At 69.3% G+C, this 13,986-nt stretch carries 17 protein-coding genes; 6 read left to right on the top strand and 11 right to left on the bottom strand.

Annotated elements, in window-relative coordinates:
• Positions 1-35: 35 nt before the first annotated feature.
• The 3 genes from Dfulv_RS20170 (at position 36) to Dfulv_RS20160 (ending at position 1,877) form a co-directional block, all read left to right on the top strand.
• Positions 36-893 (top strand): HEAT repeat domain-containing protein, encoded by an 858-nt coding sequence (locus tag Dfulv_RS20170; RefSeq protein ID WP_259865591.1) that lies wholly within the window; start codon positions 36-38, stop codon positions 891-893.
• Positions 894-1,183: 290 nt separating this feature from the next.
• Entirely contained in the window at positions 1,184-1,366 is a 183-nt protein-coding gene (locus tag Dfulv_RS20165) for an antitoxin (RefSeq protein WP_259865590.1), read from the top strand.
• 307 nt (positions 1,367-1,673) lie between these two features.
• A complete protein-coding gene (locus Dfulv_RS20160) occupies positions 1,674-1,877 on the top strand; it encodes a cold-shock protein (RefSeq protein ID WP_259865589.1) in 204 nt (67 codons plus the stop codon).
• A 136-nt stretch (positions 1,878-2,013) separates the two neighbouring features.
• Here the strand turns inward: Dfulv_RS20160 and Dfulv_RS20155 are convergent, their stop codons facing one another.
• Both Dfulv_RS20155 and Dfulv_RS20150 read right to left on the bottom strand, forming a co-directional pair.
• Positions 2,014-3,195, bottom strand: coding sequence for a Cmx/CmrA family chloramphenicol efflux MFS transporter (locus tag Dfulv_RS20155; RefSeq protein WP_259865586.1), 1,182 nt, complete (start codon positions 3,193-3,195; stop codon positions 2,014-2,016).
• A 315-nt stretch (positions 3,196-3,510) separates the two neighbouring features.
• Complete coding sequence (locus tag Dfulv_RS20150; RefSeq protein ID WP_259865585.1) at positions 3,511-4,491, bottom strand: helix-turn-helix transcriptional regulator; 981 nt, start codon at positions 4,489-4,491, stop codon at positions 3,511-3,513.
• A 118-nt stretch (positions 4,492-4,609) separates the two neighbouring features.
• Between Dfulv_RS20150 and Dfulv_RS20145 the strand changes: the two genes are divergently transcribed.
• Positions 4,610-5,005, top strand: a complete 396-nt coding sequence (locus tag Dfulv_RS20145; protein ID WP_259865582.1) for a RidA family protein — start codon at positions 4,610-4,612, stop codon at positions 5,003-5,005.
• Between the two features lie 217 nt (positions 5,006-5,222).
• On the opposite strand, the gene Dfulv_RS20140 is transcribed toward Dfulv_RS20145, so the two are convergent.
• A complete protein-coding gene (locus Dfulv_RS20140; RefSeq protein WP_259865580.1) occupies positions 5,223-5,546 on the bottom strand; it encodes a hypothetical protein in 324 nt (107 codons plus the stop codon).
• A 38-nt stretch (positions 5,547-5,584) separates the two neighbouring features.
• On the bottom strand, positions 5,585-5,845 hold the full coding sequence (locus Dfulv_RS20135) for a hypothetical protein (RefSeq protein ID WP_259865579.1): 261 nt from the start codon (positions 5,843-5,845) through the stop codon (positions 5,585-5,587).
• Between the two features lie 518 nt (positions 5,846-6,363).
• Between Dfulv_RS20135 and Dfulv_RS20130 the strand changes: the two genes are divergently transcribed.
• Both Dfulv_RS20130 and Dfulv_RS20125 read left to right on the top strand, forming a co-directional pair.
• Complete coding sequence (locus Dfulv_RS20130) at positions 6,364-6,870, top strand: ArsR/SmtB family transcription factor (RefSeq protein WP_259865578.1); 507 nt, start codon at positions 6,364-6,366, stop codon at positions 6,868-6,870.
• Positions 6,870-8,102 carry an MFS transporter gene (locus Dfulv_RS20125; protein WP_259865577.1) on the top strand — a complete coding sequence of 411 codons (1,233 nt, stop codon included), beginning with the start codon at positions 6,870-6,872 and terminating at the stop codon, positions 8,100-8,102. Before Dfulv_RS20130 ends, Dfulv_RS20125 begins: the two co-directional genes overlap by 1 nt.
• Positions 8,103-8,286: 184 nt before the next feature.
• Here the strand turns inward: Dfulv_RS20125 and Dfulv_RS20120 are convergent, their stop codons facing one another.
• The 7 genes from Dfulv_RS20120 to Dfulv_RS20090 form a co-directional block, all read right to left on the bottom strand.
• The gene (locus tag Dfulv_RS20120; protein ID WP_259865576.1) at positions 8,287-8,586 is read right to left on the bottom strand and encodes a hypothetical protein; all 300 of its coding nucleotides are present in this window, start codon (positions 8,584-8,586) and stop codon (positions 8,287-8,289) included.
• 294 nt (positions 8,587-8,880) lie between these two features.
• Complete coding sequence (locus tag Dfulv_RS20115; RefSeq protein WP_259865575.1) at positions 8,881-9,558, bottom strand: hypothetical protein; 678 nt, start codon at positions 9,556-9,558, stop codon at positions 8,881-8,883.
• Positions 9,559-9,594: 36 nt separating this feature from the next.
• Positions 9,595-10,482 carry a GNAT family N-acetyltransferase gene (locus tag Dfulv_RS20110; protein WP_259865574.1) on the bottom strand — a complete coding sequence of 296 codons (888 nt, stop codon included), beginning with the start codon at positions 10,480-10,482 and terminating at the stop codon, positions 9,595-9,597.
• A 169-nt stretch (positions 10,483-10,651) separates the two neighbouring features.
• Positions 10,652-11,929, bottom strand: coding sequence for an expansin EXLX1 family cellulose-binding protein (locus Dfulv_RS20105; protein WP_259865572.1), 1,278 nt, complete (start codon positions 11,927-11,929; stop codon positions 10,652-10,654).
• A gap of 106 nt (positions 11,930-12,035) precedes the next feature.
• A complete protein-coding gene (locus tag Dfulv_RS20100) occupies positions 12,036-12,353 on the bottom strand; it encodes a DUF3349 domain-containing protein (protein ID WP_259865570.1) in 318 nt (105 codons plus the stop codon).
• Positions 12,354-12,363: 10 nt separating this feature from the next.
• A complete protein-coding gene (locus Dfulv_RS20095; RefSeq protein ID WP_259865568.1) occupies positions 12,364-12,648 on the bottom strand; it encodes a hypothetical protein in 285 nt (94 codons plus the stop codon).
• Positions 12,649-12,660: 12 nt separating this feature from the next.
• Positions 12,661-13,869, bottom strand: coding sequence for an inorganic phosphate transporter (locus Dfulv_RS20090; protein WP_259865567.1), 1,209 nt, complete (start codon positions 13,867-13,869; stop codon positions 12,661-12,663).
• Positions 13,870-13,986: the final 117 nt, after the last annotated feature.

Raw genomic sequence — 13,986 nt, 5'->3', positions numbered from 1 at the left:
GCGCGGCGACTCGCCGGCCGGGTTCAGGGACCGATGTGAATACCGACCTCGCCGGCCTGCGCAAGGGCGACCTCGACACCCGGGAGGAGCACCTCTACCGGCTGCTCGACCGGGCCCGCGACCACGGCGATCCGTCGGCGATCGCGGCGCTACGAGCAATGGTTCGCGACTACCCCGACTACCATCGGTCGCTCTACACCCGGGCCATGAATCAGGCGGCCGTGTTCGCGGACCCCGGTCTGCACGAGCCGCTGCTCGAGGCGCTGGCCGACACGCGGTACAACTGCCAGGCCTGGGCGGCGATGGGCTGCGCCGCGATGGACGTCCGCGAGTCCGTGCCGCAGCTGATCGAACTCCTTGATCATCCGCAGTGGATCGCCGTGGACGAGGCGATCAAGGCGCTCGGCGTGCTCGGCGACGTCTCCACCGTCCCAGCGCTGCGCCCGCTGCTCGGCGACGGCGCCGAGTGGGTGCGCCAGCGTGCCGCCGACGCGCTCGCGAAGATCGGCGGCGCCGAGGCCCTGGAGGCGTTGTGGGACGAGTTCGAGCACCGTCGTTTCGCGCGGATCGGCTACATCGCCAGCGGCCTGGCCCTCTTCACGCCGGACATCATCCCACGGCTGGTCGAGGCGGCCGCGGACCCGGATCCGAACCGTCGCTACTGGGCCGCGGTCGCCCTCGGCTCGACCGGCGACGAGCGGGCCGTGCCGACCCTGGAGCGTCTGCAGGCCGAGGACCGCGGCGCGACCGTCTTCGACGGCGAGGTCCGCGTCGCGGCGAAGAAGGCCCTACGCACCGCGCGGCGCATCCAGGCTGCCATCGCCGCGCGCGGGCCAGGCATAGAGGCGGCAACCGCCGACCGCCGGGCCGGGCGTGCGTCTCAGCCTGAGTGAACGCGTCCGATCCGCCAGATAGCCCATCCCCATGTGGCCGTGCTGTGGCTGGCAGACGGCCCCTCGATTGTGGGCACAGCGCGGGTACTTCCCGCTCATCGTGCCCGGCTCGACGTCGTGACTGGCCGTGGTCGTCGAGGCATGGCCGAGGCATCCCGGGGTAGCGTCAAAAACGAGCAGTCGCCCCGAGCGGACGGAGTTCACACCCGTGGCTGGCCGTGAACCGCCGGTGCTCGTGGCGTCGGCCGTGGGAATGGATTTCCACCGTCGATGAGGAGAGGACTCCCGCCGTGAGCAAGCTTCTGGACAAGGCCAAGGAACTCTTGACCAAGCACGACCGCAGTGTCGACAAAGGCTTGAACAAGGCCGGCGAGCAGGCCGACCAGCGCACTGACCAGAAGTACACCGAACACATCGACAAGGGTGTACAGGAGGCCAAGAAGCACACGGGAGAGAGCGACACGACCAAGTAGGGCATCAGCGTCGACGGAAGATCGTTGCGTGGATGGTAATCGGTCGCTCCGACGATGGAGCGGTCCAGTCCGGCCTCACGCTGCCACCGTGACGTCCCAGCGCCCGTCGGCAGTGTGAACCTGTCCAACACCCATCACCTGGGTGCCCTCCGGCGCACGGCTGGGAGCCGGCGACTACTTGTCCTCCTCTGGATGGCGTACGCCTAGATGGGCAGGCATATGACGGAGGGGGTAAGGTAAGACTGGGTGGGAGTTTGTCGCCGGCGATTGGCGACGGACGCGTTCCCACCATTATCAGGAGGAACGTGTGGCTCGCGGTACCGTCAAGTGGTTCAATTCCGAAAAGGGCTTCGGCTTCATCCAGCAGGATGACGGAGGAGCGGACGTCTTCGTCCACTACTCGGCCATCGCTAGCGGTGGATACCGTGAGCTCACGGAAGGCCAGAAGGTTGAATACGAGGTGACCCAGGGGCAGAAGGGTCCGCAGGCGGAGAACGTCCGCGGCGTCTGACCGGTCCCCGGCAGAACCCCTAGCGAAGCCTGAGCGCCCGCACAGTCTCTGTGCGGGCGCTCAGTCCGTCTCCGTCGTGACCAACTGATCGGGCGGGTTCAGCAGCGCTCGATGGGTCGCCGCCGTCCCTCGAAGGTCATCGAACCGTCTGGCCGGCGCGGGGCGTAATGAATCGCTGGAGCGGTAGGGCGATGAGCAGTGCGACCGCAACCAGGAGGCCGCTGACCCACACCGGGCCGAGGTCGCCAGCACCGGCCCCGAGGGTTGCTGCCGCAATGACGGGGCCGCCAGCAGCACCGATGTTGAGCGCCGCCGTTGCATACGAACCTCCCATGGTGGGAGCGCCTGCCGCCTCGTAGAGCACCCTGGCGATCAGGGTGCTGCCCAACGCGAAGGACAGCGTGCTCTGCACGAACACGAGGAGCAGAAGCGCTACCGGCTGGGCAGCCTGGGTCGCCAATGCGACCCAGCCGAGCAGCAGCAACGGGCCACCGACTGCGATCACGATGCCGGGACGCTGATCGGAGAGCCGTCCCGCGAGGGTGACGCCGACGAAAGACCCAACCCCAAAGAGCACCAGTACGACCGGGACCCACTGCTCGCCCAGGCCAGTGGTGTCAGTCACGATCGGTGCCAGGAAGGTGAACGTGGCGAAAGTGGCAGCGTTGACCAAGGCGCCGAGCAGCATGACCAGGACCAGCCTGGGCATCACGAGCTGGGCAATCTCGTCCCGAAGGGACGTGCCATCCGGAGCGTCCCGAGGGATCTTTCCGACACGGGCCGGGATGCCCTTCACGACACCGACGGCAGCGGGAAGGCAGAGCAGTGCGATCGCCCAGAAGGTTGCCCGCCAGCTGAGCACCGTGCCGAGCAGCGCACCGCCGGGAACTCCAGCGATGGTAGCCGCCGTCGTACCCGAGAGCAGCACCGCCAGCGCGCGCCCTCGCTGGTCAGATGCGACGAGCGTGGTCGTCGTGCTCAGTGCCACAGCCAGGAAGCCCGCGTTGGCCAGGGCGGCGACCACCCGGGTGGCAAGCAGAACCGCGAAACTCGTTGTGAGAGCGCCTACGACGTGGGACACGGCGAAAACCAGGACAAAGCCCAGCAGGCCGGCGCGGGCAGGCCACCGGCGCGCAAGCGCCGCCATGAGCGGCGCGCCGACGATCATCCCGACAGCGAACGCCGAGGTCAGAAGCCCGGCTGCCCCGACCGAAACGTCGAGGCTTGTGGCGATGTCCGGCACCAGGCCGGCGAGCATGAACTCCGAGGTGCCCATGGCGAAGATCGCCACGGCAAGCAGGTACAGCGGCAGAGGCATCAAGAACTCCGAGGTGAGAGAGAACGAGGAGACGTCTCGTCACCGCGGCCAGCGCCCCAAGGGTGCGCGCGAATGTCCCATGCAGCGGAGAAGTGCTGGGAAGCAGGCTAGGAACTCAGCGGTTCAGGGGGCTGACGGCGTGACCGAAAGCCCCCACCTTGGATGCCTCAGGGCTCGACATGTCGCAAACGTTACCTAAACTCACCGGTCATCACGCAACCGGGTTCCGCCCGGCACGTCCAGGCGCCCCAGCAAGACGTACTGATCCGCGGAGTCGGTCATCCCACACTCCTCGCCTGGCAGGTGCATCGCCCTTCACCTCTCAGCTGACACTTCGTAGCAGGTGGCGATCGCGGCGGCGCGGTTGCGCAGGGCGGTGCGCAACCACTGCGGGGCCAGGGCTTCCGCGTTCGTGGCGAGCTGCCACAGCGCCCATTCGGCGTGTCTCGGATCTTGGAAGGTCACCTCCAGCCGCAGCCAGCCGTCTGTGTCGGCTTCCTCCGCGTGGACGGCCAGCGCGGTGCCCACCAAGTCCTCTCGCCGCGTCGGGTTCACCCGGACCAGCACGGTGACTTGGTCGCCGCCGGTCCGAAACCGCGTGCTGCGTTCCTGCCAGGCCCGGTCCAGATCGACCCGGTCCGGTCGCTGTGCGGGTTCGGCGAGTTCCTCGGCGGCCAAGACCCGGGACAGCCGGTAGGTGCGGTCCACGCCTGATTTCATCGCCAGCAAGTAGCCCTGGTCGCGCACGGTGACCAGGCCGATCGGATCCACCGTGCGCCACTTCGGGGTCTGACCCACAGCCGCGTAGTGGATGCGCAGCTTGTGTCCGGCGAACACCGCGCGCCGAACCTCGGCCACGATGGTGTCGGACACCTCCTCGGCGACCAGCCGGCGCGAGAGGAGGTCGGTCTCCGGGTCGATGAGCAATCGCTCGATCGCGCCGGCCGCGGTGTCCCGATAGCTTTCGGGCAGCGCGTCGACCACCTTGAGCATGGCCGAAGCGAGCGCGGAGCCGAGACCGAATGCCTGCGCGCCGCGCCGCGATCCGGCGACCAGCAGGGCGAGCGCTTCGTCGTGGTTCAGTCCGGTGAGCTCGGTCTGGAAGCCGGGCAGCAACGCGAAGCCGCCGTGCCGGCCGCGTTCGGCGTAGACCGGGACGCCGGCCGCGGACAGCGCCTCGATGTCGCGCAGCACGGTGCGGGTGGATACCTCCAGCTCGCGGGCCAGCGTGGCCGCCGTCAGCTGACCGCGCTGGCGCAGCAGCAGCACCAGCGAGACCAACCGGTCGGCCCGCATACGAAAACTATGCCAGAAATACACGACACAGGATGTCGTGATTGGCTGAGAGGCTCACCGGCACGTGGGTTTGAGTCCCAGCGTGCCCACGCTCTCGACGAATGGAGCTGAGATCGTAATGGATCGATCGCCGGTCAACCCGTGGACGTGGTCGGTGGAGTTGGGGTACAACCAGGGTGAGATCGTCTCCGGGCACACCCGGACCCTGTACTGCTCCGGGCAGACCGCGATGAGCGGCGACGGCAAGCCCCAGCATGCCGATGACATGGCGGCACAGTTGGCGCTGAGCCTCGACAACCTGGAGGCCGTTCTCGGCGAGGCCGCCATGTCCCTCGCGGACCTCGTCCGGCTCAACGTCTACACCACCGACGTCGATCGGCTCTTCGAGCACTACGGCGTGCTGGCGTCGAGGTTGGGCGCCGCCGGGGTAGCGCCGACCACCACGATGCTCGGGGTGACACGGCTGGCGATCCCCACCCTGATGGTCGAGCTCGAGGGGACCGCCGTCGCGTGATGCGACCTCGCCGCATCAGGTAGGGCTGCCGGTTGAACCGGCACGAGCAGCAGGTGGGTGATTTCCGGTGCTCAGCATGGCGACAATCGGCGTCTACGGCTTTGACGGCGAGTCCTTCCTGCAACGACTGCGGCACGCGGACGTCCGCCTGCTGCTCGACGTGCACCAGCGCCGCGGTGCCCGCGGACTCCCCCATGTTCGCCCTCGCACTGCTGTGTCACGAGGCGGGGGAAGGGCTGCCTGCGGTGGTGGACGCGGATGGCGTAGCCGGCGCCGGGGACTGTGATGCTCCGCCGGTAACGGCGCGGCAGCGTCCGTCCCACTCCTGCATGCGAATCAGCGCTGGAGCGCTCATGCCCTCGCGGCTGGCCGTGGTTGCGAACGCGATCCCGCGAATGCAGACCAGCGCCACATTTGGGAAGTTGTCCGCGTTGCGGTAGACCTCGACGTAGTCGACGTCGGAGATCTTGTCGGGGGCGGCACCCTCCTTGCCGCCGCGGTCGCCGAGCTGGTCCGAGCAGCCCGCCAGCGCCAGCAACAAGACGGTCAGTGCGGCGAGCGTCCGCCCGCGCCGCCGGGTCACTTGGCACTCGGGCAGGTGGGGTCCCATTCGGGAACTCGAACCAACGACGGGGCAGCGTTGGAGTCTTCGCCGCGAGGACCACTGGAGGTCGCCGCGAACGCGATCCCACGGATGCAGATGCGGGCCACGTTTGGGAAGTTGTCCGCGTTGCGGTAGACCTCGACGTAGTCGACGTCGGAGATCTTGTCGGGGGCGGCACCGTCCTTGCCGCCGCGGTCTCCGAGCTGGTCCGAGCAGCCGGCCAGTGCCAGCATCATCGCCACAGCCGACGCGGCCGCGCCGAATGTCCGTACCCGCTTCAATAGTCCCCCCGCTCCCCTTCGGATCGAACAAGCTTGTGGCGGCGAAATCACCGGCGCGGCGCTCCACCGCCGAGCGCACGGCCGTGCAGCAGGCCGGACTCACCAGAACAACGCCCGCCACCAAGACGATAGCTGGCGCACTCAACTCGCCAGCCCCGCAGACCCGCTGGCTCGGGTATCCGCCGGCATGCCGTCAGGTCTTGGCCGTCGGCGACGGAACGCGGTACACCGTGACTCACGGTCGTCGTCCGAAGGACGGTAGTTGTCCGGCAGCGGCACCGACCATGCACCGGTCCGCTGCACGATCTGACGCAGGTCCTCGACCGTCAGCAGGCTGCCGTCGATGAGCATCTCGTGGCCAAGGCCGTACCACAGCGCGACGCGCGACGAAGGCATGCGAGACCAGGCCGGTACCTATCCGGGATCTTGACGACCTTGGCGGTGAACGGACGCGATCCGCTACCCTTAAAGATATGTTTGAGAGTGAGGGCCTCGGCCTACGTGCGGTGGCCCATCCGCTGCGGCTTCGGATCTTGTCGCTGCTGTCAGGCGAACAACTCAGTGCATCGGAGATCGCCCGGCGCCTCGGCGAGAGCGCGGCGAACGTCAGTTTTCACCTGCGCAAGCTCCGCGAGGCCGGTCTGGTCGAGTTGGCCGGAGAGGAGCGAATCCGGGGCGGGGTGGCGAAGCTCTACCGCCACAACCCGGCATCCGGTGAGCGCTTGCGAATGGACGCGGACTTCCGTCTGCTCGCGCAGGGAATGGGGCAGGAACTGGCGCGGCGTGCGCTCGATGCGGCCCCGGACTCGGTGCCCGTGTTCACCGACTTCGAGGGTTGGGTCGACGCCGATACCGCTGAGCGCGCCGTAGAACTCGCAAGGGAGTTGGGGAAACTGCTGCACGCCGGAGCGCGCCCGCCGGGCGACGGTAGCGTGCGCCTGGCGGCCTCGCTCGCGGTGTTCCGCGTCAGGGAGCCGTGATGGGTCGCTCCTACCTCGCCATCCTGAACGCATCGGGCGCATGGCGTGTGTTCATCCCCTCGGCGCTGGGGCGGATGTCCTTCGCCACGGTCACACTCAGTTGCGTCGTCCTGGTCGCCCACGTTACCGGTTCGTATGCGGTGGCAGGCCTCGCGAGCGGGGCGCTGGGCCTCGCCAATGTCGTCGCCGCACCGTTCCGCGCCCGTCTCGTGGACCGCACGGGGCAGCGGTTCGGCCTTCGCCTCTTGGCGGTCGGCTACACGGTAGGAGTCACCGCCCTTGTCGTGAGCGCCACGTCAGGAGCGGCGGAGTTCGTCCTGGTCACCTGTGCGGCGGCGGCAGGGTTGTCGGCTCCGCCCGTGGGCGCGGCCATGCGGATGCGGTGGAGGCTCCTGGTCGCCGACCCCGGCCAGGTCGCTCGCGCCTACAGCCTGGATGCCGTCAGCGAGGAGGTTGTCTACGCACTCGGGCCGGTCGTCGCCGGGCTCGTCATGGCACTTACCGTCCCACAGGCGGGCCTCGCGACCTCTGCCATGCTCGCGCTTGTCGGCTGCTTCCTCATGACCGCGAAGGCGACCAGCCCGCCGCCGGGTGCTTCGTCCGCGTCACAGAGCGCAGCCCGACCACGGTTGCTCGGCGTTCGGGGTTTTGTGCCCACCCTCCTTTTGACCGCTTCGACCGGCATCGTGGTCGGAAGCATCGGCGTCATCGTCCCCGCACAGGTGGTCCCCGACGACACGCTCGCCGGACTCCTGCTCGGTGCTCTCGCGCTCGGCAGCGGCATCGGCGGCCTCACCTACGGTGCGCGCAACTGGCGCTCATCGGCACGCGCGCGACTGCTCGGCCTCGCGGCCGCGATGACGGCGGCCTGCGCCGCCCTCGCCGTACTGCCCTCCGGCGCCCTTCTCGCACTCGGCCTCATCGTCGCCGGGCTCGCGCTCGCTCCCGCGATGGTGTCCGGCTACCTCGTCGCCGACACCCTGACCGGCGACGAGACGCGCATGGAGGCACACACCTGGGTCAATACCGCTGTGAATGCGGGCGCGGCGGCGGCCTCTGCCCTTGTCGGAGTCGTCCTGGACAACTCGACCCCGGCATGGGCCTACGGCACGGGCGCGCTCATCGCGGCAGCCCTCATCCTGCTCGGCGCTCTGGCTTCACTGAGGCCGTGGTGGCCGACGTCGTCGGGATCGGCGTCGGTGGTGACCTCATCCAGCCAGGCCCGGACGTAGCAGCGGAGGCCCTTCGACCCGGTGCCAGCTGAGCGGCGTTGCCATGCCGAGTCGGATAGGCCGGTGGCGACCCGGTCGGCGCGAACCCGGGTCTTGCCACCGTCGAGCGGAGCCCGGTGACCGCGAGACACGGCCAGCACATAACCCAGCCGGTATTGCCGCAGGTGAGCACGGAAGGCCCGGCTCAGAGCCTGATGATCGCCGCGTCCCACTGGCCGTGCAGGTCCTCCCAGACCGTCAGCACCTCGCCGAACGGCAGCGGGTTGCGCTCGGGCTCGTCGAGCCGGTCGAGCTCGACCCCTTGCTCCGCCAGCTCGTCGATCACGCGCTCGGCGTCTGCGAGGGAACCGTCGGTCACCAGCCGGATGTGACCGACGTTCCAGTCGGCGGTCCCGGCCGGGAAGTCGCGGCCCTCGACCCAGTCCGGGCCGACGGCGAACAGCGTGCGGCTGCCGTCGACGAGCAGCGGGCCCTCGTCGGACATAGCGACGGAGTGGTGGACTGCCGCGACGTTGATAATCACGGCGACAACAACGGCTCGATGGCCAAGCCGCCACGTGGTAGCGCTGCGCCGCCAGAGGCGCCGATCGGAGGCGGTTGTGCCGGGCGGGCTCGCCCGAGTTGATTCGTATCACGACCGCTCAGCCTGACGGTGTTTGAACAAACAGCCTGGGGCCAGAGAGCGCGGTGTGGGCGGCCCGAACTGCAGCAGCGGGTCGGCTCTGGTGAAGTCGCCGAGCGCCTGACCGGTGTCTGGTCACAGCTGCGGGCCGGCAGTTCATGCACAGTCCCAGAAGAACCGTCCTTCTCGACGGTCTGGGCTGAGAAAGGCGTACCCCGTGCCACCGCCGAAGTTGAGCGTGTACGGATCGGCGGCGTCGTAACCTTCACCGCCGTCAAGTTGGAAGAAGAACCGCCAGCCGGCGTCAATTGGTAGCACCGTCGGCTGCCATAGGCGGATCCTGCCACCCAAGTAACTGTTCGGAAGAATCTCCTCACGCGGCACAAGTGACGGGTCCGGCAGCGTCCCACGGCGTTCGGCATCCTGGCCGGCGATCTCCGCGTCGAGGACGGCCTCTGCTTCCTGTTCGAACGGAAGGAATTCGACCGCGAGTTCAACGAGCGTGCGGTCGTGCCAGGTGGGCTCGCGTCGCCACAGCGAAGGACCGGTTGTCGCTTCGGTGACCGCCAGCCACGACGGGACACGGCCACCCGGCTGGATCAGCAGCGCGTTCTCGCCGACATCGGGTCGGTAGGTCTCAGGAAAGACACCGCCTGCAATGTCATCGTCGGTCATGAACAGGTACGCCAGCCGTGCCGGGCTGCCCGGCACGGGAAACTGCCCGACGAACGTCATCGGCTCACCGGTGCTGCGCGACAGCGGCCACGCTGGGGCGTCCCACCAGAACGGCTGGCCGCCGAGTTTCGCCACAGGCGCCTGCAGGGCGGCGGACACGGGTGTGAACTGAACGTACCTCCTCCGAGGATGTGGTCAACCGGAAGAATCCGTCGCTTTGGCGACTTTGGCCTCCGTGAACTCCAGCTCGACGCAGTCGTCCACTGGCCGGAAGCCGATGCGTTGGTAGATGGCGTTGGAGGTCGGGTTGGCCAGATCCGTGTGGAGCAGCACGTGCTCAGCACCAGCGTCGATCGCCCACCGGGCGGCTGACGCGGTGGCGGCCGACGCGTACCCGTGGCCACGTGCCTCTGGCGGCGTGTAGACCACCGCGATCCGGCTCATCTCGAGCACGGGACTTCTGGCCACAGCGAGCGACACCGGCTCGCCGTCCACCTCCCACAACACGAATCCATAGCCAAGGTCGAGCCACCAAGCGATGTCGGCCTTCACGACCTCGGTGCTACGTCGGGACCGGGTGTGCGTGTCCCGGTCGAATCCTTGCCGGTACCCGGTAAGCAACGGCAGATCATCCGGATCGGCGAGCCGTGGCCGGCCAGGCACCGAGGCCGGCGGCGCGAGTTCACCGAGCCGATAGAGCATCTGGTCCGTCACAGTCCTGCTCTGGGTGCCGGTGATGCGCGTCCACTCAATGGCGAACGCCTCGGCGATCGCACGAGGGCCGGTGACGCCGGTGAGCCCCGGATCGGTCGCATGCCAACGGGAAACGATCTCGGGGATGTACTGCAGCGGGATGCCGCTGACATGGAGCGGCCGGGGCGGGGTGCGGAACGCGGCGCCGACCGCCTCCGCCGCGACCTGGAATGTGAAGAACTGCATCACGGGAAACGGGGAGTCATTCGGCCTGGCGCGCTCGGCAGCCAGGACGCTGAGGGCGACGGTGTGCCGCACCGGGTCGGCTTCGTAGACCGGGCCGGCGAGCCGCCAGAAGTCTCGCAGATCGTCGTGGAATGTCCCCTCCATGGTGGGAACTATGCCCGCGGCCCCGCCGATCCGCCGTCGATCACCGTTCGCCGCCGGGGTATACCCCCGCCCGGGCCTTCGAGGAAGCCGTTCGCAAGCGTGTCGAGCGGAGATCTATCGGCACGCATGCCGGTCGCAAAGCGCCCACCGGCATAGGACGGTGGTCGCGTCAGCAACTGGGTGCGGGGGCTCCGCCGGCCGGCGCACCTGAGGCGTCGGCGGCGATGACCGACGCTGCCGCCGACGGTGAGGCCGTCGCCTCCGCCGACGGCGACTCGGACGGTGCGGCAGACGGCGACGCCTCGGGTCCGTACAGGTGTGTGCCGGTCTGCTGGAAGTCCGACGGCCCGAGCGCGAGCCCGCCGACGACGGCCTGGTGCCCGTAGACGTCGGAGATCCGCAGCGTGACGGGCGCCGGGACGACACCGGAGGGCCCGGTCCAGACGTTGTCGACACCACGGCGCAGCGGGGTCCAGCCGGTCGGCGTCTCCAGTTCGACCGCGGCGAGGGGGTTGCCGTGGTTGTCGACGACAGCGGTGAGCGACGACCGGTTGGTGCCGCCCTTGAGCTTCACCCGCAGCGGGCCCGGCACCTCGGGGTCACGGGCCGGCTCGTAGGTGACCGGGATGATGCCGGCGCTGAGCTCGCCGATCCGCCCGAACGCCGCCTTGCTGAGGTCGATCTTCCCGCGCGGGCAGGACGGGCACTGGTCGACGACCTGCACGGTGGTCGTGGTGCCGTTGGGCCCGGTCACGGTGAGATACGACCCGCAGGCGGACCCGCCCGCGTATTCGGCCGGGCCGATCGCCACGTAGGCGTCGGTGGACGGCGCGCCGAGGTTGCACATACCGTTGCGGTTGGTGCTGTAGTAGGACGCCTTGCCGCTGATCGGCGCGGCGCAGGCGGCGTTGCCGCCGACCTGCGTGACCAGGACGATCGACAGGACCGCGGCGAGGAGAATCCCGGCAGCGGCGGGGACCGCCCAACGCAGATACCGGCGCCGGGCGACGGGCCCGGCGGCAGCGCCACCGGCGATCGCATCCGCCGGGCCATCCGCGACCGCACCCGCCGACGCTGGACCGGCCGCGCCCGGGTGCCGGATGACGACCGTCTCCCCGCCGAGGCTGTCGGTCCTGCCGGCGTCCGCGATGACAACGGTCTCCTCGCCCAGGTCCGCGCCCGCGCCGCCGATGACCACCGTCTCGCCGCTCAGGCCGTCACTGGTGTCCGCGCCGGCGCCCATGGCGCCGATGACGACCGTCTCCCCGCCGAGGGCATCGGTCCTGCCGGCGTCCGCGATGACCACCGTCTCGCCACCGGAACCGTCGCCCGCGCCGCCGATGACCACCGTCTCGCCGCCGAGGCCGTCGCCCTTGTCCACGGGCTTGGCAGCGGTGTCACCCGCGCTGTCATCCTTGTGCCCGTCGGCGAAGTTGTCGGCACTCATGTCGGCATCCCGTCGGCGTTCATGCACACGGACCCTAAGCCACCCGCCCGGCCCGCCACGAATCGACGCCCACCACTCAGGACGACACGTACACGAGTAGTCACTCTCAGTCGGCAGGCGGATCCGCGAGAGGCCAGCCGCCCGCGGCGAGCCGGGCGGAGACCCGCGCGACGTCCTCGTCGGAGGCCTTCTGCAGTACCGAATCATTGATCATTTTCTCGATGTCCTCGACGGTGATCGGGTCGGCGGACAGCACGGACCGGCCGGCGAGCTCCTGCGCGATGCGGTGCACCTCCACGTCGGTGAGCTTGCGGCGCAGCAGGCCGAGCAGGGCGACGTAGTCCTGCCGGGGCACGCCGGCGGGGTAGCCGGCGCGCAGCCATTCGACGGTGCGGGTGACGAAGTTCGAACGGGTCGAGTCCACCCCGGGGTCCTCACTTGTCGGTGATCGTCGGGTAGACGTGCTCGAAGCTCAGCTCCCTGCCGAAGCCGGTCGCGACGATGTACGTGAGGCCCAGCGCCACGCCCAGCAGCACCACCACGAAGCAGAGCCAGCCGAGGACGGTGCCGACCGGGCGCGGGGCCGAGTCGGCGCCGCCCGTGCCGTAGGCGAGGGAGCGGATGCCGAGGGCGAAGAGTGCCGGCAGCCCGGCGCCGAGGACGAGGCTCGCCAGCAGAATCTTCCAGGCCTCTCCCAGAGCGAATCCGAGGTTGTGCATGTCGGTGCCCTCTCAGTGCGCCGAGGCAGCCGGCCGCGGCACGGCGCCCCACTCGTCGTTGACGTTGGTGTGGTCGACCGGGGTGCGGCGGGAGCGCTGGTACACGTACCCGGCCAGCAGCACCAGGACCGCGACGATCACGGCCGCCCCGGCGAGGCCGCCGATCAGGTGCCCGATCCACCACATGGCACCACCGGTCACGGCGGCCGCCGGCAGCGTGAGCAGCCACGCGGCGACCATCCGACCGGCGACCGCCCAGCGCACCAGCGCGCCGGGCCGGCCGACGCCGGAGCCGAGGATCGAGCCGGTGGCGACGTGCGTGGTGGACAGCGCGAAGCCGAGATGGCTGGAGGCGAGGATGACCGCCGCGGAGCCGGACTCGGCGGCCATTCCCTGCGGCGGGGCGATCTCGACGAGGCCCTTGCCGACGGTACGGATGATCCGCCAGCCGCCGAGGTACGTGCCGAACGCGATCGCCACCGCGCACGCGGCCTTCACCCAGAACGGGATGTTCGTCGTGTCGGTCCACTCCCCCGCCGCGATCAGCGCGAGCGTGATCACACCCATCGTCTTCTGCGCGTCGTTGGTGCCGTGGGCGAGCGAGACGAGCGAGGCGCTGCCGATCTGCCCCCAGCGGAAGCCGTTGTCGGTGAACCGCTGCGCCACGCCGCGGGTGATCCGGTAGATGAGCCAGGTGCCGCAGGCGGCGACGACCCCGGCGACGACCGGCGACATGACGGCCGGTAGGAGCACCTTGCCGACCAGGCCGTCGAGCTTCGTGCCGTCGCCGTTCCAGTTGACCCCGGTCCAGCCGAGGCCGGCGATCGTGGCGCCGACGAGCCCGCCGAAGAGCGCGTGCGACGAACTGGAGGGCAGGCCCAGCAGCCAGGTGAGCAGGTTCCAGACGATGCCGCCGACCAGGCCGGCGAGGATGATGAGCAGCAGCGCGGAACCGCCGTCACCGAGCAGGGCCGCCCGTGGTGCGCCGCTGGTGTCCTGGATCTTCACGACGGAGTTGGTCACGGTGAGCGCGACCTCCACCGACAGGAAGGCGCCGGCCAGGTTCAGCAGCCCGGAGAGCGTGACGGCGACCTTGGGCCGGAGAGCGCCGGTGGCGATGGAGGTGGCCATCGCGTTCGCGGTGTCGTGGAAGCCGTTGGTGAAGTCGAACGCCAGCGCGGTGACGATCACGAGAACCAGGATCACGGTGCTCTCAGTCACCACCCGATCGTCACGCCGTTCCCGGCACCGCTCCACCGGAGGGAGCCCACGTCGCCGGAAGTTCACGTAATGGTCATCCGGGCTCCCCAGTGGGCCCTGTGGACGGCCCCTCAGATG

Source organism: Dactylosporangium fulvum, from assembly GCF_025137375.1.
Classification (GTDB): domain Bacteria; phylum Actinomycetota; class Actinomycetes; order Mycobacteriales; family Micromonosporaceae; genus Dactylosporangium; species Dactylosporangium fulvum.
Note: the sequence above shows the minus strand (reverse complement) of the source record. Positions and strands in the feature narration are given on the sequence as shown.

Coding starts and splice junctions, on each gene's coding strand:
- Dfulv_RS20130 (WP_259865578.1), top strand. CDS start 6,364: ATGTTTGAGAGTGAGGGCCTCGGCCTACGTGCGGTGGCCCATCCGCTG.
- Dfulv_RS20095 (WP_259865568.1), bottom strand. CDS start 12,648: ATGCACAACCTCGGATTCGCTCTGGGAGAGGCCTGGAAGATTCTGCTG.
- Dfulv_RS20120 (WP_259865576.1), bottom strand. CDS start 8,586: ATGTCCGACGAGGGCCCGCTGCTCGTCGACGGCAGCCGCACGCTGTTC.
- Dfulv_RS20135 (WP_259865579.1), bottom strand. CDS start 5,845: ATGATGCTGGCACTGGCCGGCTGCTCGGACCAGCTCGGAGACCGCGGC.
- Dfulv_RS20145 (WP_259865582.1), top strand. CDS start 4,610: ATGGATCGATCGCCGGTCAACCCGTGGACGTGGTCGGTGGAGTTGGGG.
- Dfulv_RS20150 (WP_259865585.1), bottom strand. CDS start 4,491: ATGCGGGCCGACCGGTTGGTCTCGCTGGTGCTGCTGCTGCGCCAGCGC.
- Dfulv_RS20155 (WP_259865586.1), bottom strand. CDS start 3,195: ATGCCTCTGCCGCTGTACCTGCTTGCCGTGGCGATCTTCGCCATGGGC.
- Dfulv_RS20105 (WP_259865572.1), bottom strand. CDS start 11,929: ATGAGTGCCGACAACTTCGCCGACGGGCACAAGGATGACAGCGCGGGT.
- Dfulv_RS20125 (WP_259865577.1), top strand. CDS start 6,870: ATGGGTCGCTCCTACCTCGCCATCCTGAACGCATCGGGCGCATGGCGT.
- Dfulv_RS20110 (WP_259865574.1), bottom strand. CDS start 10,482: ATGGAGGGGACATTCCACGACGATCTGCGAGACTTCTGGCGGCTCGCC.